The sequence below is a fragment of the Xanthomonas sp. NCPPB 2586 genome (assembly GCF_041475775.2).
In the GTDB taxonomy this organism is placed as follows: Bacteria; Pseudomonadota; Gammaproteobacteria; order Xanthomonadales; family Xanthomonadaceae; genus Xanthomonas; species Xanthomonas campestris.
The window spans coordinates 2,980,747-2,999,369 of record NZ_CM192981.1; the positions used below are offsets into that span (position 1 = coordinate 2,980,747).

Consider the following 18,623-nt stretch of genomic DNA (forward strand, 5'->3'; position numbering starts at 1 on the left):
TGCACTGTTCATTGCGCCGCTCCAAATGCCACGCGCGTTGCGGCATGCGTGTGCGGCGACAGCAGCTGCACGCCGGGTTCAAGTGCCAGCACCTGTGGATCGGCCAACGCGGCGTCCAGCAATTTGGGGCAGCCATCCAGCAACACCGGCAAGGTTGCGATGCCGGCTGCGTCGAACCAGTGGGCGAAATCGGGGTCGGCAATCCGCGGTTTGCCATCGCGGATCACCGCGCGCAATTGGCTGCGGCTGCAACCCACCACACTCGCCGCAGGCTCACCGCCGCGGTCGCGCACGATCACCAGGTCGGCCACCGCGCCCGGTGCCAGGCTGCCGCGCGCGGGCAGGCGCAGGATGCGCGCCGCTTGATGCGTGGCCAGGCCCAGCAGCAGGTCCGGGGCCAACCCGCTGTCGGTGGCCAGGCGCAGATCGTCGAGCAGGTCGCGCCCGCCGCTGACGCGCGCATCGCTACCCAGCGCCAGCCGCCCGGCCATGCACAGACGCCAGGGGTCCAGCGTCTGGCCGAGCAGCGCCAGATTGCTCGACGGGCACCACACCACGGCCGCACCGCAGGCGATGATGCGGTCGATATCCTGCTCGCCCAGCCCCACACCATGGATCAGCACGCTGTTGCCGGCCAGGCAACCGAGACGGTCCAAGGCGTCCAGCTCCGCGCGTGCAACCGCGTCGGTGCCTTCGGCCAGATGGATCATCCAGGGCTGCCCGGACGGGGTCGCGGCGAAACTCTCCTGCACCGGCGGCCCATAAGCTGGCCCGCCCAACGCATAGCTCCAGCCGAATGCACGCAGGACCGCCACCGGGAAATCGGCCGTATCCAGTGCGGCGTGCCAGGGATCGTGCTGGGCCACGCAGGTAACCCCCGCGAGCAGATTCTTCAGACCACCCTGGCGCAGGCGTACGTCCTTGGGCACTTGCAGCGCAACGGCCACCTCTCGACGCTGAAAATGCGCCTGAAAGGCATCGATCCACGCATAGCTGTTGGCGAACGGTGCGCTCTGCGGCAGCGGCGGCACGGCATTGATCTGCAGATGCTCATGCGCGTTGATCAGGCCCGGCGCCAGCACATGCCCCTGCAGATCCAGCCGCAGCGTGCCGGTGCCCAGCGTGCCACCGAAGTGGCCGGCACGCAGCGTCACCGGCGCGCGCGATGGCCCGGCCAGGGTGATCGCGCGCGCGCCGTACAGGCACACATCGGCCATGGCCATCGCGGTCTCCACTCAGCGCTTGCGCATCACGATCAGGAAGTGATCGCCCATGTCGCGCAGCAACGGCCAGCCGCCCATGCGGTCGTCCAACTGCCCCAGGCGCGCGGACAGGCGCGGATGGCGCTCATAGAAGTCCACCAGATACGGCGGCGGCAGGAACAGACTCAACGCCTGGTAGCGATCGAGCACGAAGTGCTGGCTGAAAGCCCGGTAGAACTCGCGCGGCAGGTGATACCAGGTCCAGATGGTGTGGCCGTTCATGCCCACCGCGGTCGCACCCTGCGCCGCACGCACCGCCGCGCGCTTGAAGCGGCCGCGCACTGCGTAGTGGCCGACTTCCCACGGGCAGATCCGCCCGATCACCGAAAACACCAGGCAGCCATCCGGGCGCAGCAGGCGTGCGCACTCGGCAGCGACGGCCGGCAGGTCCGGCGCGCAGTTGAGCGGGCCGAAGTTGGAATACATGCCATCGAACTCGCCTTCCAGCCGCTCCAGCTGCTGGATGCCGACATGCGCGGCAGTGAGGCGCTCCTCAAGGCCTTGTCGGGCAGCACGCTCACGGGTGCGCGCCACCATGGCCGGCGACCAGTCGGTGGCCAGCACGCTGTAACCACGGCTGGCGAACTCGCCTGCATCCAGCCCGGTGCCGCAGCCCAGGTCCACCAGCCGCGAACCGACCGGCAGTTCGGTGGCCACGGTGTCCCATAGCGTGGTGCGCATGCGCTGGATCAGCGCGTTGTTGCCGCGCGGCCCATCGTAGTCGGCAGCCACGCTGTCGAAGGCACGCTGGGTTTCCAGCAACTGCGACGCATCCACACCGCGGCCACGCCGCGCCAGTGGCTCATTGGTTGCCGACATGCGCGCGCTCTCCCACCGGTCCTGCTGTTGTCACGACACTCTCCAGACGCGGCGCCGCACTCGCGGCATCGCTTGATTGAACAGTGAGTGCCGGCTGCCGCCACTTTGGTTGCGGCACTGCGTGCGCCCAATCCGGGTGGAACGAATGCGCGTCGCAGCACTCACACCGTCGCGTGCGGTGCCTGCCCGCGTCCGCGACCGCGCACGGCATTTCGCAACACCGCGGCCAGTACGCCAAGCGCACCACCACCGAGAATGCCGGCGGCCCAGGCCATGATCGCGTTCGGGAACGCCTGGTGGTCCGGCACATACAACGGCCACGCCAGCGAGGTCTGGTAGGTGTAGCGCTCGGTGAGCCGTGCGACCAGATCGTCGCGCTCGGCCTTCAAGGCGCGGATGGTGGTGTTGCTGTCGGTGAGCAGGACGCCGGCCAGCACCTGCGCAGGCGTGGCCTGGTCATTGGCTTGCGGGCTGCCCAACTGCTGCTGCAGCTGCGCGCGGCTGGCCGTCGCCACGCGCAGGTCCTCGTCCAGGCCGCGCAGGCGCGTCTTCGCGAGCGCCAACGCCGCGGTGTTGGTCTGGCCATGCAATGCCTGCAACTGCGCGACGGTGGCCATTGCGAGCGTGCGTGCCTGTGTTGCGGATTCGGCGCGGATGGTGATGCCGATCAGGTTGGCATACGGGTCCGGATCGGGCTTGAGACTGCCGCGGTACAGCTGCGCGGCACGGCTCTTCAGCGGCACGCCAGCGTGCGTCAGCACCGCGTCTTGGAACAGCCGCGTCTTCATCCGGTCGATCACCCGCTGGAACGGCTCCACCATGGGATCACGCCCGGCCGGGGTCGGCCCGATTTCGCCCACCTGGATCCAGGCCGTGGCCTCCCATTGCGGCTTGGCCACGCGGGTAAAGGCGAACGTGATTGCCAGCACCACCAGCAGCGCGGCGAGCGCCCAGCGCCACTCGCGCAGCAGGATGCGCCACAGGTCGATCAGGTAGATCTCGTCTTCATCTTTCATCAGGCTTGGCTCGGCAATCGAAAACAATGGGGGCGGCTACGCGGAGGCAACCGGCAGGGCGCGGCGGTTCGGCAACAGCAGCGTGCAGGCGTGCAAGCCCAGGCACAGGCCGATGAAGGCGAAGTTGGTCCAGGTGAATGCCTGCGGGGCGAACGGCGACATCAGGCAGGCGTAGGCGATCCGCAAAAAGATCAGCACGTGGAAGATCGAAAGCGACGCATTGAGCCGGCGCACGCTCCACAGCAAGGCGGCATACAGCGCCAGCAGTGCGATCACCGCGCCGGGTGCGCCCCAGGCCATCAGGAACGGGAAAAACTCGGTGCCCACGTTGATATTGGGCGCATCCAGCGGAATGCTGGTGTCGGCGGTGGCGATGGAGCCGCCCAGCGGCATCAGCTGGTTGATCAGAAAGCTGGCATTGACGTAGCCCTTGGCCAGGATCGCGCCGAAGTTGTACGGGCCCGCGCTGATGTACAGCAGCAGCCATTGCACGCCTTGCGGCATGGCGCGGTAGAACGCGCTGAAGGGCAGCGCCACGGTGGCCAGCGAACCCGAACGCAGCGCGCCGAGCACCGAGAACACCGCGCCACCCGCCATCACCAGCAAGGCGATGCGCTTCCAGGGCAGTTGCCGCGCCGGGTCGCGGCGCAGCAACAGCACCACCACGAACGAGAACAGCCCGGCAAAGATGCGATTGCGGTCGATCACCACGATCGGAAATACGAACCCAACCAGTACCATCGCGGTGCGCAACCCGCGGTGGCGCACGCACAGCAGCGCAATCGGCGGCAGGATCCAGCACATGTTGGAGATGTGCCGCACATGTGCCCGCAGCGGACTCAAGGTGGCATACGAAGACGGGTCACTGAACAGTGGAATCGGAAACAACGCCACGTCCAGCAGGCAGAACACCGCCACCCCGGCGGCCAGCGCCATCACCAGGAATGATTCGCGCGTGCCGGCATATCGCTGCAGGCGGAACTGCTGCACGCTTGGCAAGCGGGTGCCGAGCAATGCGTCCATCAACAGAGTCAACGAGGCAGCAAAACCCAGAATCCACAATCCTGCGAGATAGCCGGACGGCAGCTCGTAGATCCAATAGGTGATGCCACAACTTGCCAGCATTGGCGGCCATAGAAACATCGATGGCCATCTGATGAGATTGCCCTTCATGTTATGAGCTGACCATCCTGTCCCACCCTGCTTTCGCCAAGACACTTCTCGTCAGATACAGCACAAGAAATCCCGATGCCTGCAGGTATCTCTTCTCGATGAAATGTATTTTGGATGAGATCAAGCTGGATTGAGCGAGTATGAATCGCTGGTCCCTGCGACCAAAAATATGACGGGACGCAGAAGCGACCTCCAGGAATTCGGTCAGGTTGCTTAGCCTCTTTCCAGGATCACGCGTCTTGCTTGCATTCGCTCCATGGAGCCGATACGCACACACCGGAACATCAATGAACGCAAGCAGATCTTTCGATACAAGCCTGAGATAAAAGTCCCAATCCTCAATCCGAAGGCTTTCGTTCCACCGGAGACCTGCCGCGAACGTACTCCTGCGCAGCAGCAATACGGCGCCGCTTACGGCCCACCTACAAATGATCTCGCGGCGAATCCCGTCATCGCTTGCGTAAGGGCCGCGACTCACTCCATGGAGTCCGGACATCGCACTTGCATGCAAGGTCGCGCCATCACCATCGATCACGATCGCATCGCCGATGACCGCCGCTTTATTCCTATGGCGTACCAGGTAGTCAACCTGAACGTGCAGTCCGCCAGGAAGAAGATAGTCGTCACTCGCACAAATGCGCAGATACTCCCCGCGCGCGCGCAATGCCAGCTCGTTGAGCGTGGCCGCCACACCGCGGTTGCTGCGCTGGACGAACTGCACCGGCATGCGATGGCCGTGCAGCGCGATCCATGCGGCGATCTGCTCGCCGGTGTCATCGCTGGAGCCATCATCGATGATGACGATCTCCTTGGACGGGTACGGGTCCTCCAGCACGCTGTCCAGACAGCGCTGCACAAAACGCGCATGGTTGAACGCGGGAATCAGCACCGACACCAGCGGCCAGCGCGCACGTCCGCTCGGGCGTTCCAGCAGGCTCATGCCGTCGTCCTCAGATAACGGCGCACCACCACGATGTTGAACAGCAGATACAGCACGTAGTTGACGACAAATGCATACATGGCGCCGATCAGGCCGAACTGTGCAGTGAACAGGTACACCAGCCCCAGATAGCTGGCGGCAAACACGCATTCGGACACCACGAACAGCCGCGTCATCGCCTTGGCCAGCATCACGTAGGACAGCACGAACGCGGCGATCTTGATCACATCGCCGAGCAGCTGCGGGCCATACAACGGAGCGGCTGCGGCAAAGCGGGCATCGAACAGTAGCCAGGTCACCCAGTCACGCAACAGGTAGACGCACGCGGCCATCGCCACCACCGCGGGCATCACGTAACGATAGGCGGTCCGCAGCTCGCGGCGCAGTGCCTGCCGGTCCTGCAGCGAGGCCAGCTTGGGCAGGTAATAGACGTTGATCGCGGTGGTAAAGAACAACAGGTAGGCATCGGAGACCCGGCTCACCGCCTGCCAGTAGCCAACCTGCTGCCAGCCAAACTGCAGCGCCAGATGATCGCGCACCAGCATGCCCACCAGCTGCGGCACCAACGTGGCGGTGAGGGTCATCACCGAAAACGCCGCAAGCTGGCGGGTCATCTGCGCATCCAGCCGCATGCGCAGCATCTCGCGCTGGAAATACGGGCTGCGCAGCAAGGCCGGCACGGCGGCGATCAACCACAGCACCTGGCCCAGCACCAACGCCAGCAAGGCGCCTTGCAACTGCCACCCGCTGCCCAGCCAGGCGACCAGGGCAACACTCAGCACCGCCCCGCTCACCTGCACGATGGCGAGCCGGCGTACGTCCATGAAGCCATTAATGATCGCCAGGATGTAGTTGACCAGCGCGATGCCGATCTGCGCCACCGCCAGCACACAGATCAGCCAACGCGCCTGCGCATCGCCCAACAACCGTTCGGCGAGCACGTCGCTGAAGACCAGCGCCAGCACTGCCATCACGCACGCCGCACCACAGGCGTAGCCGAGTGCTGCGCTCAACAGTCGTTGCAGTGCAAGTGCATCGCTGCGGTACTGCGCCACATACTTGACGATGCCGGTACTGATGCCGCCACCGGCCAGCACCGCCAGCACCGACATCAGGGCCAGGAACTGCCCCAGCCGGCCAACTCCCTGCGGCCCGGCAAACACCGCCACCAACTTGATCACCACCAGCGCCGCCAGCAGCTTGGCCAGCGTCGCAACGCCGGTGTAGGCGCTGCTGCGCACCAGATTCACGGTACGCTACCGAACACTTGGCAGGCGGTGATGACGCGGCTGACTGCCGCGTCGTCCAGCGCCGGGCTCATCGGCAGGCTCAGCACTTCGCGATGCAGCTGCTCGCTGATCGGCAGGCAGGTATCGCCCAGCATGGCATAGGCCGGCTGCAGATGCGGCGGCACCGGGTAATGGATCTGGGTCTGGATACCGAGGTGCTGCAGATGGCTTTGCAAGGCATCGCGGCGCTGGCTACGCACCACGAACAGATGCCAGACATGCTGCTCGGCATGCGCCACCGGGGGCAACGTGATCCAGGGGTGATCGATCTCTTGCAGGTAACGCTGGGCCACTGCGCGGCGCTGTGCAGCCTCCTCATCCAGATAGCCCAACTTGACCCGCAAGAAGGCCGCCTGGAGCTCATCCAGGCGCGAATTGACCCCCTGGAACAGATGCTGGTATTTCACCTCCGAGCCATAGTTGCGCAGCGCGCGCACCCGCTCGGCCAGGCGCGGGTCGGAGGTCACTACCGCACCGCCGTCGCCCAGCGCACCAAGGTTCTTGGTGGGAAAAAAACTGAACGCCGCCGCATCGCCGAACGCGCCCGCACGCACACCGTCGCGGCTTGCGCCATGCGCTTGCGCGGCGTCTTCGATGAGCAGCAAGCCATAGCGGTGCGCCAACGTCTGCAGTGCCGGCATGTCGGCAAGCTGTCCGTACAGATGCACGGCCAGAATGGCGCGTGTGCGCGGCCCGATGGCGCGCTCCACCCTGCACGGGTCCACGTTGAAGGTCTGCGGATCCGGCTCCACCGGCACCAGCACCAGATGGTTGTGGCTGATCGCCAGGAACGTCGCAATGAACGTATTGGCCGGCACGATCACCTCATCGCCCTCGCGCAACACGCCCAATTCGCGGTAAGCGCGCAGGATCAGCGACAACGCGTCCAGCCCGTTCCCCACCCCCACCGCCTGCTGCACGCCGCAGTAGCTGGCGAACTCCTCTTCGAACGCCGCCAACTCCTGGCCAAGCACATACCAGCCCGAATCGATCACCCGCGCAGCGGCGGCCTTGAGCGCATCCGTGTAACGCGCGTTGACGGCACGCAAATCCAGAAAGGGAATTTCAGGGAGCGTCATTGACTGAATGTTCCAACGCATGTCTGCTCAGACAGGCACGCACTCAAATTCACGAACGCAGGCCCAATGACGCGCTCGCAACGACGTGCACTGCGACTACGACCAATGCGGCCAGCGATCTGCGCAAACTCGCCCGCCCCGATGATGACCAACGGCTTGCGCATGCTCATGCCTCCAGCCGGCTGACGCCGCGGGCTTCGGTGAGGAATTCGTCGTAGTCCAGGATGTAGTCGCCCGGGTCGTAGTACTGGTCGGCCAGCACCATCAACACGCAGTCCTCGCTGAACTGGTGCAGGTCGCGCCACACCATGCGCCCGAGCAGTACGCCCTGCGACGGGTCGTCCAGCACCACTTCTTCCGGGCCCTGGCCCTGGCCTTCATCCAGCAGCAGCGTCACCGACCCATGCAGGGCAACTGCCAATTGGTTGAGCTGGCGGTGCGCATGCTGGCCGCGATGCACGCCCTGGCGCGTACCGAAGATGTAGTACACGCGACGGATCTCGAACGGGACGTTGCGCTGCTGCTCCAATGAAATGAGCAGCCCGCGGTCGTCGCCGTGCGTATGCAACTGGATGCGTTCGATGGCCATGTTCCGGGGGCGTAACCGCTGACTGCACGTAGTGCGACATGCCTGAGTGCGTCCGGATGTGCGAAAGGTTGCGGCCCGTCACGCCATACGCACACGCCAGACAGGCACGCCCATCTCATTGCGTACACGCCCATGCACGACGCACCGGCGGTGCGATTTCACGGCGATGCAACCTTTCGTCGGCATCGCCGCACATATCCGTGCACGTTCACCTGGCTGTCATGGCCGGCGTGGGGAGCGCAGGCCCGGCGACGCATCGCATTACCGGATCCAACGACCACCTCCGAAGAGGACCCCAACCCGATGAATGCCCCCCGGCATGCCCCTGACATGTCCGCCAGTAACGGCGCCGACGCACTGCCGCCGCCGTCGGCGACCACCGCGCCGGGCGTGGTTCCCCTGCCCCGCTCCATGCGTGTCCTGCACTGGCTGACGGTGCTGTGCCTGGTGATGGCCGCCAGCCTGATCCTGCTGCGCGCCGAACTGGAGGGCCGCGCCCTGCGGCAGTGGTTGCTGGAAGGCCACCGCCACTTTGGCCTGATGGTGCTGCTGCTCTTCGTCTTACGCGTCAGCCTGCGTCTGCGCTTGCGCGCCTTGCCGCCCGGCCCGCCCTCGCCGCTGATCATGCGCCTGGCTGCCGGTGGCACGCATGTGGCGATGTACGCGCTGATGCTTGCGCTGCCGCTGATCGGCTGGTCGCTGAGCAACGCTTACGGCAAAACGGTCTATCTGTTCGGGATAACGCTGCCAAACCTGGTCGCTGCGGATGAGGACCTGGCCGACACCCTCGGCACCTGGCATTTGAATGCGGCCTGGGCACTGCTCGCATTAGTCATGGTGCATATCGTTGCCGCACTCGTGCACCACCTGGTGTTGCGCGATGGCCTGCTGCATCGCGTGCTGCCCGGCAAACATCACCGATGACCCGCTTCCTGCTGCCCGCCCTCGCCCGCTCCCGCACCGCCGAACAAGGACTTCCCATGCCTTCCACACTGCCCGCTCCCCGCCGCACCCATGCCGCACGCACGGCGTCGCTGACCTCCATGTTGTGCGTGTCCGGCCCGTTGCTGCTGCTTGCCAGCACCCAGGCCCAGGCCATTCCCTCGTTCGCGCGGCAAACCGGTTCGTCGTGCGCAGACTGCCACATCGGCTCCTACGGTCCCTCGCTCACGCCCTACGGCATGCGCTTCAAGCTGGGCGGCTTCACCGACACTGACGGCAACGGCACCAAGATCCCGGCCTCCGGCCAGCTCACCTGGGCCCGCACCAACCCCAGCCGCGGCGACAGCACCGCGCGTCTCACCCAGGCCGATCTGTATCTGGCCGGCCGGGTCAACGACAATATCGGCGGCTATTCGAAGATCCGCTCCAACAACAGCGGCAACGCCACCTTCGACACGCGCCTGGACGATGTGGATCTGCGCTTTGTCAGCAAGCCGTTCCAGATGGCGGGCAAGGACGCGATGCTCGGCGTCAGCGTCAATAACAACCCAGGTATTTCCGACCCGATCCACGTGCTGCCGAATGCCTCGACGCTGACACCGGCCTCCAATGGCGGCGCCTCCACGATGCTCAGCTCCTCGGCGCTGTCCAACCGCGTGATCGGCGCCAGCGTTTACGGGCTGTACGACCGCAACTGGTACGGCGAAGTGGGCACCTACAAGGCGCTTTCCACCGACACGCAGGACCGCCTGGGCTGGCCGATCAACGGCGACCCCGGCAGGCTCAGCGACACCAGCTACGCACGCGTGGCCTACATGAAGGACATGAAGCGGCAGTTCTTCTCGATCGGCATGACCGCGTTGAACACGCGCCGCCAGCGGCCGCGCAACGGGCCCAGCGACGACCTCACCGACCTGGGTTACGACCTGACCTATCAGTTCCTCGGCACCCGCGAACACACCATGTCGCTGGCCTACGTCAACATCTACGAGCGCCGCAAGTACGGCAGCCCGCTGGTGTCCTCGGACCCAAGCATGGGCCCGCTGGATCGCGGCAGCGTGCGTGACCAGACCCTCAGCATGAACTACGCGTTCAAGCAGACCTACGGCGTGCTGGCCGCGCACATGATCAATACCGGCTCCTTCGATGCGGCGCGTTATTCGCCGGTCGGCATTCCCGACACAACCAGCAATCTGATCCTGGTGTATTGGAGCCCGTTCGGCCGCGAAGGCACTTACACCACCAACGCCAACCTGCGCGTGTCGGCCGGCTGGTTCCGCTTCGACAAGTTCAACGGCAGCACCTCCAACGTGTTCCGTGGCCCCCCGATCACCAACCCGCGCGATCTGGACAGCTTCTCGCTGTCGGTGAACCTGGCGTTCTGATCCCCATCGCTGCACGTATCCGACGGACCCCCATGCATCCATTCCACAAGACCCTGTTGTGCGCCCCGCTCGCCGGCCTGCTATTGGCCGGCGCCACCCTGGCACCGCCGGCGCGTGCCGCCGACGGTGCGGGCAAGGACACCTTCATGGCCGAATGCGCCGAATGCCACAGCGCAACGCAAGGCAAGAACAAGAAAGGCCCGTCCATGTTCGGCATTGGCAACCGCCAGGCGGCCAGCCTGCCGGACTACAGCAACTACTCCGACGCGCTCAAGAACAGCAAGTGGCAGTGGACGCCGGCACAGCTGAAGACCTACCTGTCGCAGTCTTCGTCCAAGGCGCTGCCCGGCACCAAGATGAAGTACGAAGGCCTGGATGATCCCAAGGAGTTGGAAGCACTCATCGTCTATCTCAACAGCCTCAAATGAGGCTGGGCATGACCGGCAGCGTACGGTCAGGCGCGGTGCACGGCGCCTGACTGCCCTGGGCCAGCTGCGTTGTCGGCAGTGATTTGTTCGCGTATACGAACGGAACCGCTGTTGCCGACGCGGCTGCACCTGGCCCGACCGGGCAGTATCGCCCACCGTTCACCGTAGACACCGACCGTTGCCGCACGCCTTCATCGCCAGCGCCGATCGCCCGCCCTGCTATGCCCATTTGAGCATGGCAGCGGGCAGCTATGGGCCATGCTGACCCCGCCTGCCCGCCTGCACCGCGGCGCTTCGGCCTCCTTTCGAAACGCAGGCCACCCGGGGCCTGCCAACGGCCTATGGCTCGCCCTGGCGCTCACGCTGGGGCCGTGTAGCCACGCCCTGGCTGACGATGTCGGCGGCGCTGTTTCGGCCTCCTCCAGCCTGATCGACCGCGGCATCTCGATCGCGCCGGACAAGGCCACCCTGCAGATGGCCGGCTATTGGCTGCCCTCGCCCGGGTGGTCGGTCTCGGTGTCCGGCGCGCTGCAGTCGCCGTCATTGAGCGACCCGGTGGCGGTCACCGCCCAGATCGGGCGCGCCTGGATGCTGGGCGATCGCTGGCAGATGCAGGCCAGCGCACTGTATTACGGCTACCCGACCAACCAGGCCACGCGCACCTTCGACCGTCAGGAAGGCAGCCTGGCCTGGTCCTACCGCGATGTGCTCACCTTTTCGGTCTCGGTCTTCAACTTCCCGCGCGCCGACCAGTCACCGTGGAATGTGGCGGTCGACGTCACCGCCAATGTGCCGCTGCGTCACGATGTCAGCCTGGTGCTGGGCGCGGGGTCGTCGCGATTTCCGGCAATGGCCTACGGCGCCAGCGAAGCCGGCCGCTATCAATACGGACAGGTGGGGCTGTGCTGGAGCCGTGCCGGCTGGGCGTTGAAGCTGGAGCGCGTGATCACCAGCAACAACACCCCGCGCATGCAGGGCGGACCGGGCGAAACCCCCTGGCTGAGCAGCGTCTCCAAGTCGTTCTGATCCAGACGCAACCTTTTGCCCGGTGATGGGCACTGACCGATAACCTTTGCAGCGCCTCTTCGATGACTGACACCGATACCCTGGGTGACGCGACCGACCGCATGCTGCTGCGCCGCATGGCTGCGGGCGACCGTGACGCCCTGGCGACCATGTACACCGCCTATCACGGGCGGCTCTGTCGCTTCCTGTCGCGCCTGACCCGGCGCCCGGACATCATCGAAGAAGCGATCAACGACTGCTTCTGGATCGCCTGGCAAAAAGCCGGCGACTTCCGCGGCGATTCGCAGGTGTCGACCTGGATCATGGGCATCGCCTACCGCTGCGGCTTGAAGTGCCTGCGCCAGCACGACGGCGAGGCCATCGACGACACCGCCACGGTCGAAGACCACGCTCCCAGTACCGACGACAACGACGACCGCGAACTGCGCGACTGGCTCGACAAAGGCATGGAACGGTTGTCGCCAGACCAGCGGCTGGTGATCGAACTGGTTTACGGCGTCGGCCACAAGCTGGAAGAAGTCGCCGAAATCATGCAGTGCCCGGTGGGCACGATCAAAGCCCGGCTGTTCCATGCGCGGGTCAAATTACGCAATGTGCTGCCCGGCCTGGCCGGCAGCGCGCCATCTACGGAGACCATGCAATGAAGACGTTCTTCATCGCGCCGGGCAAGGAATGCTCGCACGCCTGGGAGTTGATGCCCGCCGTTCTGCTGGACAGCGCCAGCGAAGAAGAGAACACCTGGCTGATCGCACACGTGGCCAAGTGCCCGTCGTGCAGCGCCGAGTTCGCCCAGCAGAGCCGCCTGCGCCAGGCGCTGGCCCTGCCCTGCGCGGTCAAGCTGGATGCCAATGCCGGCCTGCTGCGGCTGCTCGGCAAGATCGATGCGCCCGAACAGGTGCCGGTCCCGGCACGCGCACCGCCCGCCCGCCGCTCCGGTAGCTGGACGGTGCGTGCGCTGGCCGCCGCCGCCCTGGTGCAGGCAGTCGGCCTGGGCGTCATGGGCGTCAAGCTGGCTGCGCCGGCGCCCGTGCACGACTACCGCACGCTCAGCAGCGCCACTGCCTTGCCGGTGCCGAAGGGCGCGATCCGGGTGGTACCGGATGCCGGCCTCACCGTCGCCGACTGGGATCGCCTGCTGCATGCACAGCAGTTGCAGGTGGTGGGGGGCCCCAACGAAATGGGCGCCTACACCGTGGTACCGGCCGCACAGCCGCCGGCGCCATCGCAACAGACCGTGCAGCAGCTGCGCGCCACCCCGGGCATCCGGCTGGCCGAGATCGTGTCCGCGCCATGACCACGCCCTGGGCCATCGGTGTGCTGGCGGCGCTGCTGAGCCTCACCGCCCCCGTGTGCGCGCAGGCGGCCGATCCGCAGGCCGTCGCCGCGGCTGCCGAGGCAGAGAAAGCGGACGCCGACGCAAAGGTGCCAGACAGCAGCCGCGACATCCTGCTGGCAGTGGCCAACCCGCTCACCGCGCCGCCGGCGCGCGCCGGCTCCAGCCTGATCGGATATGCCTCCAGCTACTACGGCGCCGGCCAGCATGCGGCCGCCCGCATGGAAGCGCTGAAGCAGCGCTACCAGTTACGCGAAGTCTCGGCCTGGCCGATCACCTCGCTGGGCCTGTATTGCGCGGTGCTGCACCCGCCGGCCGGTGTCTCGCGCGACGAATTGATCAAGGCGCTGTCCGACGACGACGGCGTGGAACTGGTGCAACCGGTGCAGGAATTTTCGGTGTTTTCCACCGATGCCTCGGAAAAGACCGGCGCCCTGACCGGCTACAACGACCCGTACGTGGACCTGCAACGCGGCTTCATCGCCACCGATGCGGCAAGTGCGCAGGCCATCACCCAGGGCCGCGGCGTGACGGTGGCCGTGGTCGACACCGGCGTGGACACCAGCCACCCGGATCTGAAGTCACGCATCCGCGAGGTGCACGACCTGGTGGACGACACCCCGGTCACCACCAGCACCGATTCGCACGGCACCGAAGTGGCCGGCATCATCGCCGCCGGCAGCAACAACCATCAGGGCATCGTCGGCATGGCGCCGCGGGCCATGCTGAGCATCTACAAGGCCTGCTGGTATGCGCCCAGCGCCGGCAGCACCGGCAGCACCGCCCGCTGCAATTCGTTCACCCTGGCCAAGGCGCTGGCGGCGATCAACAACAGCTCCGCGCGCGTGGTCAATTTGAGCCTGGGCGGCCCGGCCGACCCGTTGCTGCGCAAGATGCTCACCCACCTGGTCGACCATGGCCGCATCGTGGTCGCAGCCATGCCGCCGAACGGGCGCCTGGATGGCTTTCCGAACGATGTACCGGGCGTGCTGGTAGTGCGCAGCAGCAGCGCCACGGCCGCCCTGCCCGGCGTGCTCAGCGCACCGGGCAAGGACATCCTGACCACGCAGCCGAACGGCCGTTACGACTTCACCTCCGGCTCGTCGATGGCCACCGCGCATGTCAGCGGCATGGCCGCATTGCTGTTGTCGCTGTCGCCATCGATGGACGCCAACGCCTTGCGTGCGCTCATGCAGCGCACCAGCAAGGTCTCCGATGGCCAGTTGCAGGTCAACGCCGGCGCCGCGGTCGACGCGCTGGCGCTTTCCAAACACTCCAACTGACGACGCGCATGGCCAAGTGGATTCCCCTGTGGCTGCACAAGCTCAGCTCGCCGCCCACCTTCTACCGGTTCGCCGGTGTGGTGCGCCCGTGGGCGCTGGGCCTGGCACTACTGCTGGCTGCGGTGGCCGCCTACGGCGGACTGGTGCTGGCGCCGCCGGATTACCAGCAGCACGACGCCTACCGCATCATCTTCATCCACGTGCCCAGCGCCTGGATGAGCCTTTTCATCTACGCGGCGATGGGCGTGTCGGCGTTCATTGCGCTGATCTGGCGGATCAAGCTGGCCGAAGTGGTGACCATGGCCTCGGCACCGATCGGCGCCGCCTTCACCTTGATCACCCTGTGCACCGGCTCGCTGTGGGGCAAGCCGATGTGGGGCACCTGGTGGACCTGGGATGCCCGGCTCACCTCCGAACTGTTGCTGCTGTTTCTGTACCTGGGCGTGCTGGGCCTGTACCACGCGGTGGAAGATCGCCGCCAGGCGATGCGCGCGGCCGGGCTGTTGGCGCTGGTCGGCCTGGTGAACCTGCCGATCGTGCATTACTCGGTGGTGTGGTGGAACACGCTGCACCAGGGCTCCACGGTGCGCCTGCTCGGCCCCTCCAAGATGGGCGCGGACATGCTGTGGCCGCTGCTGCTGATGCTTGTGGCGACCAAGCTGTATTACGTGGCCAGCCTGTTCGGCCGCGTGCGGGTGGACCTGCTTGCGCTGGAAAGCGGCAAGGACTGGGCACGCCGCATCGTCTTGACCGAGCGCACCGCATGAGCGCCTTTCTCGCCATGGGAGGCTATGGCGCCTACGTGTGGACCGCGTATGCCTTGTTCGTGCTGGTGCTGCTGGCCGACCTGATCGCCCCGTGGCTGCGCCGGCAGCGCTTGCCCGCGCAACTGCGCGGACAGCTGCAGCGGCAGGCACCGCGCCGGCCGCGCGACCAGCCGGTGCCGGTGCTGGAGCGCGACGCATGAACGCCACCCGCAAACAACGCCTTTGGCTGGTGATCGGCGTGCTGGCGGCGGCGGCGCTGGCGGTGACACTGATCGTGCTCGCCCTGCAGCGGAACATGAGCTACCTGTTCACGCCCAGCCAGGTGGATGCGGGCGCGGCGGCCGGCTACCAGCAGTTCCGCCTTGGCGGCATGGTCAAGGCCGGCTCGATCCAGCGTGCCACCGACAGCCTCACCGTCACCTTCACCGTGATCGACAAGCACGCCGCCACGCAGGTGGAGTACACCGGCATCCTGCCGGACCTGTTCCGCGACAACCAGTCGGTGATCGCCAACGGCCGCATGCAGGCGGGGCGCTTTGTCGCCAACGAAGTGCTGGCCAAGCACGACGAAACCTACATGCCGAAGGAACTCAAGGACGCGATGGCCGAAGGCCACGTCGGCAAGCCGATCCCAGCGGCCGCGGCCCCGTTGAGCGGTGTGCGCTGACCCGCGCCACCGCTCCATCACTCCGGATCCAGATGACTCTCTCCCGTTGCCCGCAGCGCCACGCCCATGACGCCTGAACTTGGCCAGATCGCGCTGATCCTGGCGTTGCTGTTGTCGCTGGCGCAGGGCGTGTTGCCGCTGATCGGTGCCTGGCGCGGCAACACCGCGCTGATGGCGGTTGCGCGGCCTGCCGCTGCCGGCCAGGCGGTGTTCGTGTGGCTGGCTTTCGGCCTGCTGGCCTGGTCGCTGCTGTCGCTGGATTTTTCGGTGCGCTATGTCGCCGACAACGCCAACATCGCCCTGCCCTGGTATTACCGCATCGCCGCGGTGTGGGGCGCGCACGAAGGTTCGCTGCTGCTGTGGATCGCGATCCTGTCCACCTGGACGGTGCTGCTGGCCGCCTGCAGCCGGCACCTGCCGCAGCACTTCGCCGCACGCGTGCTGGCGGTGCTGGGGCTGGTATCAGTGGGCTTTCTGGCCTTCATCCTGCTGACCTCCAATCCGTTCGGGCGGCTGTCGCCAATTCCGCTCGATGGCAGGGAACTCAATCCGGTGCTGCAGGACCCGGGCATGACCTTCCACCCACCGGTGCTCTACACCGGTTATGTCGGCTTCTCGGTGGCATTCGCGTTCGCGGTAGCCGCACTGCTGGGTGGCGAACTCGAACAGGCCTGGGTGCGCTGGGCACGGCCGTGGACCAATGTCGCCTGGGCCTGCCTCACCGCCGGTATCGTGGCCGGCAGCTGGTGGGCGTATGCGGAACTGGGCTGGGGCGGCTGGTGGTTCTGGGACCCGGTGGAAAACGCCAGTTTCATGCCCTGGCTGGTCGGCACCGCGCTGATCCACACCCAGGCAGTGACCGAAAAACGCGGCAGCCTGCGTGCCTGGACCATCCTGCTGTCGATCCTGGCATTTTCGTTGTCGTTGCTGGGCACCTTCCTGGTGCGCTCGGGCGTGCTCACCTCGGTGCATGCGTTTGCCGCCGACCCACGGCGCGGGCTGTACATCCTGATTTTCCTGGTGGCGGTGGTTGGCGGCTCGCTGCTGCTGTATGCGCTGCGCGCGCCCAAGATCGCCACCGGCAAACCGTTCGCAGCGGCCTCGCGCGAGACCGCGATCCTGGTCGGCAACCTGCTGCTCACCGTGGCCGCGGCGATGGTGTTGCTGGGCACCTTGTTCCCGCTGGTGGCCGATGCGTTCGGCCTGGGCAAGGTGTCGGTGGGCCCGCCCTATTTCGGCCTGCTGTTTCCGTTGCTGATGGCGCCGGTGGTGCTGTTAATGCCATTCGGCCCGTACCTGCGCTGGGGCAAGGCCGAGATGGCACCGCTGCTGTCGCTTGGCGCGCGCGCGGGTATTGCCGCCATCGCCTGCGCGCTGGTCGCCAGCGTGTTTGCCGAGGGCCAGGCGAAGGCCATTGCCGGCATCGGTGCGGCCGCCTGGGTGGCTGCCGGCACCGCGTTGTACATGCACAAGCGCTGGCGCGAGATGCCGCGCGGGCGGCGCTTTCCTGCCGAGATGGCCGGCATGTTGCTGGCGCACGCCGGTGTGGCGGTGTTCGTGGCCGGCGTGCTGGTGTCCGACAGCCTGTCGGTGGAACGCGACGTGCGGCTGGCGCCCGGCCAGAGCGCGGAGATCGCCGGCTACAGCTTCCGCTTCGATGGCGTGCAGCTGGTGGATGGGCCCAACTGGAAAGCCGAACAAGGCAGCGTGCAGGTCAGCCGAGATGGCGCGCCGGTGGCCACCTTGCATCCGCAAAAACGCCTGTACAGCAGTGAGCGCATCCAGACCGAATCGGCGATCGACGCCGGCGCCACCCGCGACCTGTACGTGGCACTGGGCGAGCCGCTGGACGACCAGCACATCGAAAACGACTGGACGCTGCGGCTGTACTACAAACCGTTGATCCGCTGGATCTGGGCCGGCGGGCTGTTGATGATGCTGGGCGGATTCGTCAGCGCCTGCGCGCGGCGCTTCCGCGCACCGGTACCTGCGGTTGCCGCGGTGTCGTCGCCTGCTCCCATCGCCCCCACTCCCCTCGCCGTTGCCGGAGAGTCGCACCTGTGAACCGCCTCCTGCCCCTGTTGGGCTTTCTGGCGCTGGCCGCGCTGTTCGGCTTCGGCATCTACTGGACGATGCAGCACAATCCGCGCGATGTTCCCTCGCCACTGATCGGCAAGCCGGCGCCGGCGTTCTCGCTGCCGCTGCTGGATCAACCGCAGCAGCAGGTCACCCGCGATCAATTGCTGGGCAAGCCCTACGTGCTGAATGTCTTCGGCAGCTGGTGCGCCGCCTGCGCGCAGGAGCATCCGGTGCTGATGGCGCACGGCCGCACGCTCGGCGTGGCGTTGATCGGCTACAACTACAAGGACGCGCCGGCCGATGCCAACGCCTGGCTCGCGCAGCACGGCAATCCCTATGGCATGGTGATTGCCGATGAGCCCGGCCAGACCGCGATCGATTTCGGCGTGTATGGCGCGCCGGAAAGTTTCCTGATCGATGCGCACGGGATAATCCGCTACAAGCACATTGGCGTGCTGACGCCGGAGGTCATCCGCAATGAATTGATGCCGGCGATTGCGGGCTTGTCCCAAGGCGCGCCGTGAGCCTGCGGCAACGCACCGCGCG

20 protein-coding genes are annotated in these 18,623 nt (G+C 66.3%); 12 read left to right on the forward strand and 8 right to left on the reverse strand.

What is annotated here, in order from left to right; all coding sequences use genetic code 11:
• Positions 1-8 precede the first annotated feature (8 nt).
• From ACCQ09_RS12750 to ACCQ09_RS12785, 8 genes are all read right to left on the reverse strand, one after another.
• On the reverse strand, positions 9-1,223 hold the full coding sequence (locus ACCQ09_RS12750; protein WP_040942332.1) for an amidohydrolase family protein: 1,215 nt from the start codon (positions 1,221-1,223) through the stop codon (positions 9-11).
• A 12-nt stretch (positions 1,224-1,235) separates the two neighbouring features.
• A complete protein-coding gene (locus tag ACCQ09_RS12755) occupies positions 1,236-2,081 on the reverse strand; it encodes a class I SAM-dependent methyltransferase (protein ID WP_011036853.1) in 846 nt (281 codons plus the stop codon).
• Positions 2,082-2,242: 161 nt separating this feature from the next.
• Positions 2,243-3,097: a Wzz/FepE/Etk N-terminal domain-containing protein gene (locus tag ACCQ09_RS12760; protein WP_228427886.1), complete on the reverse strand. Its 855-nt coding sequence runs from the start codon at positions 3,095-3,097 to the stop codon at positions 2,243-2,245.
• A 36-nt stretch (positions 3,098-3,133) separates the two neighbouring features.
• Positions 3,134-4,270 (reverse strand): hypothetical protein, encoded by a 1,137-nt coding sequence (locus ACCQ09_RS12765; RefSeq protein ID WP_052844683.1) that lies wholly within the window; start codon positions 4,268-4,270, stop codon positions 3,134-3,136.
• 1 nt (position 4,271) lies between these two features.
• A complete protein-coding gene (locus ACCQ09_RS12770) occupies positions 4,272-5,210 on the reverse strand; it encodes a glycosyltransferase (protein ID WP_040941446.1) in 939 nt (312 codons plus the stop codon).
• Positions 5,207-6,460: an O-antigen translocase gene (locus ACCQ09_RS12775; RefSeq protein ID WP_011269881.1), complete on the reverse strand. Its 1,254-nt coding sequence runs from the start codon at positions 6,458-6,460 to the stop codon at positions 5,207-5,209. The genes ACCQ09_RS12770 and ACCQ09_RS12775 overlap by 4 nt, the downstream gene beginning before the upstream one ends.
• Positions 6,457-7,599 (reverse strand): DegT/DnrJ/EryC1/StrS family aminotransferase, encoded by a 1,143-nt coding sequence (locus tag ACCQ09_RS12780; protein ID WP_040941447.1) that lies wholly within the window; start codon positions 7,597-7,599, stop codon positions 6,457-6,459. The genes ACCQ09_RS12775 and ACCQ09_RS12780 overlap by 4 nt, the downstream gene beginning before the upstream one ends.
• Before the next feature lie 145 nt (positions 7,600-7,744).
• A complete protein-coding gene (locus ACCQ09_RS12785; protein ID WP_011036847.1) occupies positions 7,745-8,167 on the reverse strand; it encodes a sugar 3,4-ketoisomerase in 423 nt (140 codons plus the stop codon).
• 330 nt (positions 8,168-8,497) lie between these two features.
• Here ACCQ09_RS12785 and ACCQ09_RS12790 point away from each other — a divergent pair, with 330 nt between their 5' ends.
• The 12 genes from ACCQ09_RS12790 (at position 8,498) to ACCQ09_RS12845 (ending at position 18,601) form a co-directional block, all read left to right on the forward strand.
• Positions 8,498-9,091 carry a cytochrome b gene (locus tag ACCQ09_RS12790; protein WP_228427885.1) on the forward strand — a complete coding sequence of 198 codons (594 nt, stop codon included), beginning with the start codon at positions 8,498-8,500 and terminating at the stop codon, positions 9,089-9,091.
• Between the two features lie 56 nt (positions 9,092-9,147).
• Positions 9,148-10,494, forward strand: coding sequence for a cytochrome c (locus ACCQ09_RS12795; protein WP_011036845.1), 1,347 nt, complete (start codon positions 9,148-9,150; stop codon positions 10,492-10,494).
• A gap of 32 nt (positions 10,495-10,526) precedes the next feature.
• On the forward strand, positions 10,527-10,922 hold the full coding sequence (locus tag ACCQ09_RS12800; RefSeq protein ID WP_228427884.1) for a c-type cytochrome: 396 nt from the start codon (positions 10,527-10,529) through the stop codon (positions 10,920-10,922).
• 258 nt (positions 10,923-11,180) lie between these two features.
• On the forward strand, positions 11,181-11,948 hold the full coding sequence (locus ACCQ09_RS12805) for a hypothetical protein (RefSeq protein WP_040941448.1): 768 nt from the start codon (positions 11,181-11,183) through the stop codon (positions 11,946-11,948).
• Positions 11,949-12,010: 62 nt separating this feature from the next.
• Positions 12,011-12,592 carry an RNA polymerase sigma factor gene (locus ACCQ09_RS12810; RefSeq protein WP_011036842.1) on the forward strand — a complete coding sequence of 194 codons (582 nt, stop codon included), beginning with the start codon at positions 12,011-12,013 and terminating at the stop codon, positions 12,590-12,592.
• A complete protein-coding gene (locus ACCQ09_RS12815) occupies positions 12,589-13,242 on the forward strand; it encodes a zf-HC2 domain-containing protein (protein ID WP_040941449.1) in 654 nt (217 codons plus the stop codon). The genes ACCQ09_RS12810 and ACCQ09_RS12815 overlap by 4 nt, the downstream gene beginning before the upstream one ends.
• On the forward strand, positions 13,239-14,564 hold the full coding sequence (locus tag ACCQ09_RS12820) for a S8 family peptidase (RefSeq protein ID WP_040941450.1): 1,326 nt from the start codon (positions 13,239-13,241) through the stop codon (positions 14,562-14,564). The genes ACCQ09_RS12815 and ACCQ09_RS12820 overlap by 4 nt, the downstream gene beginning before the upstream one ends.
• 8 nt (positions 14,565-14,572) lie before the next feature.
• Positions 14,573-15,331, forward strand: coding sequence for a heme ABC transporter permease CcmC (gene ccmC, locus ACCQ09_RS12825; RefSeq protein WP_042598868.1), 759 nt, complete (start codon positions 14,573-14,575; stop codon positions 15,329-15,331).
• Positions 15,328-15,531: a heme exporter protein CcmD gene (ccmD, locus tag ACCQ09_RS12830; protein ID WP_040941452.1), complete on the forward strand. Its 204-nt coding sequence runs from the start codon at positions 15,328-15,330 to the stop codon at positions 15,529-15,531. The genes ccmC and ccmD overlap by 4 nt, the downstream gene beginning before the upstream one ends.
• Positions 15,528-15,998: a cytochrome c maturation protein CcmE gene (gene ccmE / locus ACCQ09_RS12835; protein WP_040941453.1), complete on the forward strand. Its 471-nt coding sequence runs from the start codon at positions 15,528-15,530 to the stop codon at positions 15,996-15,998. The genes ccmD and ccmE overlap by 4 nt, the downstream gene beginning before the upstream one ends.
• Positions 15,999-16,064: 66 nt before the next feature.
• The gene (locus ACCQ09_RS12840) at positions 16,065-18,062 is read left to right on the forward strand and encodes a heme lyase CcmF/NrfE family subunit (protein WP_014507442.1); all 1,998 of its coding nucleotides are present in this window, start codon (positions 16,065-16,067) and stop codon (positions 18,060-18,062) included.
• The gene (locus tag ACCQ09_RS12845; protein ID WP_012438594.1) at positions 18,059-18,601 is read left to right on the forward strand and encodes a DsbE family thiol:disulfide interchange protein; all 543 of its coding nucleotides are present in this window, start codon (positions 18,059-18,061) and stop codon (positions 18,599-18,601) included. Before ACCQ09_RS12840 ends, ACCQ09_RS12845 begins: the two co-directional genes overlap by 4 nt.
• Positions 18,602-18,623 lie beyond the last annotated feature (22 nt).

Excerpts from the sequence above, each read along its gene's own strand:
- ACCQ09_RS12750 (WP_040942332.1), bottom strand. The coding sequence starts at position 1,223 with ATGGCCATGGCCGATGTGTGCCTGTACGGCGCGCGCGCGATCACCCTG.
- ACCQ09_RS12755 (WP_011036853.1), bottom strand. The coding sequence starts at position 2,081 with ATGTCGGCAACCAATGAGCCACTGGCGCGGCGTGGCCGCGGTGTGGAT.
- ACCQ09_RS12760 (WP_228427886.1), bottom strand. The coding sequence starts at position 3,097 with ATGAAAGATGAAGACGAGATCTACCTGATCGACCTGTGGCGCATCCTG.
- ACCQ09_RS12765 (WP_052844683.1), bottom strand. The coding sequence starts at position 4,270 with ATGAAGGGCAATCTCATCAGATGGCCATCGATGTTTCTATGGCCGCCA.
- ACCQ09_RS12770 (WP_040941446.1), bottom strand. The coding sequence starts at position 5,210 with ATGAGCCTGCTGGAACGCCCGAGCGGACGTGCGCGCTGGCCGCTGGTG.
- ACCQ09_RS12780 (WP_040941447.1), bottom strand. The coding sequence starts at position 7,599 with ATGCGTTGGAACATTCAGTCAATGACGCTCCCTGAAATTCCCTTTCTG.
- ACCQ09_RS12785 (WP_011036847.1), bottom strand. The coding sequence starts at position 8,167 with ATGGCCATCGAACGCATCCAGTTGCATACGCACGGCGACGACCGCGGG.
- ACCQ09_RS12790 (WP_228427885.1), top strand. The coding sequence starts at position 8,498 with ATGTCCGCCAGTAACGGCGCCGACGCACTGCCGCCGCCGTCGGCGACC.
- ACCQ09_RS12795 (WP_011036845.1), top strand. The coding sequence starts at position 9,148 with ATGCCTTCCACACTGCCCGCTCCCCGCCGCACCCATGCCGCACGCACG.
- ACCQ09_RS12800 (WP_228427884.1), top strand. The coding sequence starts at position 10,527 with ATGCATCCATTCCACAAGACCCTGTTGTGCGCCCCGCTCGCCGGCCTG.
- ACCQ09_RS12805 (WP_040941448.1), top strand. The coding sequence starts at position 11,181 with ATGCTGACCCCGCCTGCCCGCCTGCACCGCGGCGCTTCGGCCTCCTTT.
- ACCQ09_RS12810 (WP_011036842.1), top strand. The coding sequence starts at position 12,011 with ATGACTGACACCGATACCCTGGGTGACGCGACCGACCGCATGCTGCTG.
- ACCQ09_RS12815 (WP_040941449.1), top strand. The coding sequence starts at position 12,589 with ATGAAGACGTTCTTCATCGCGCCGGGCAAGGAATGCTCGCACGCCTGG.
- ACCQ09_RS12820 (WP_040941450.1), top strand. The coding sequence starts at position 13,239 with ATGACCACGCCCTGGGCCATCGGTGTGCTGGCGGCGCTGCTGAGCCTC.
- ccmC (WP_042598868.1), top strand. The coding sequence starts at position 14,573 with ATGGCCAAGTGGATTCCCCTGTGGCTGCACAAGCTCAGCTCGCCGCCC.
- ccmD (WP_040941452.1), top strand. The coding sequence starts at position 15,328 with ATGAGCGCCTTTCTCGCCATGGGAGGCTATGGCGCCTACGTGTGGACC.
- ccmE (WP_040941453.1), top strand. The coding sequence starts at position 15,528 with ATGAACGCCACCCGCAAACAACGCCTTTGGCTGGTGATCGGCGTGCTG.
- ACCQ09_RS12840 (WP_014507442.1), top strand. The coding sequence starts at position 16,065 with ATGACGCCTGAACTTGGCCAGATCGCGCTGATCCTGGCGTTGCTGTTG.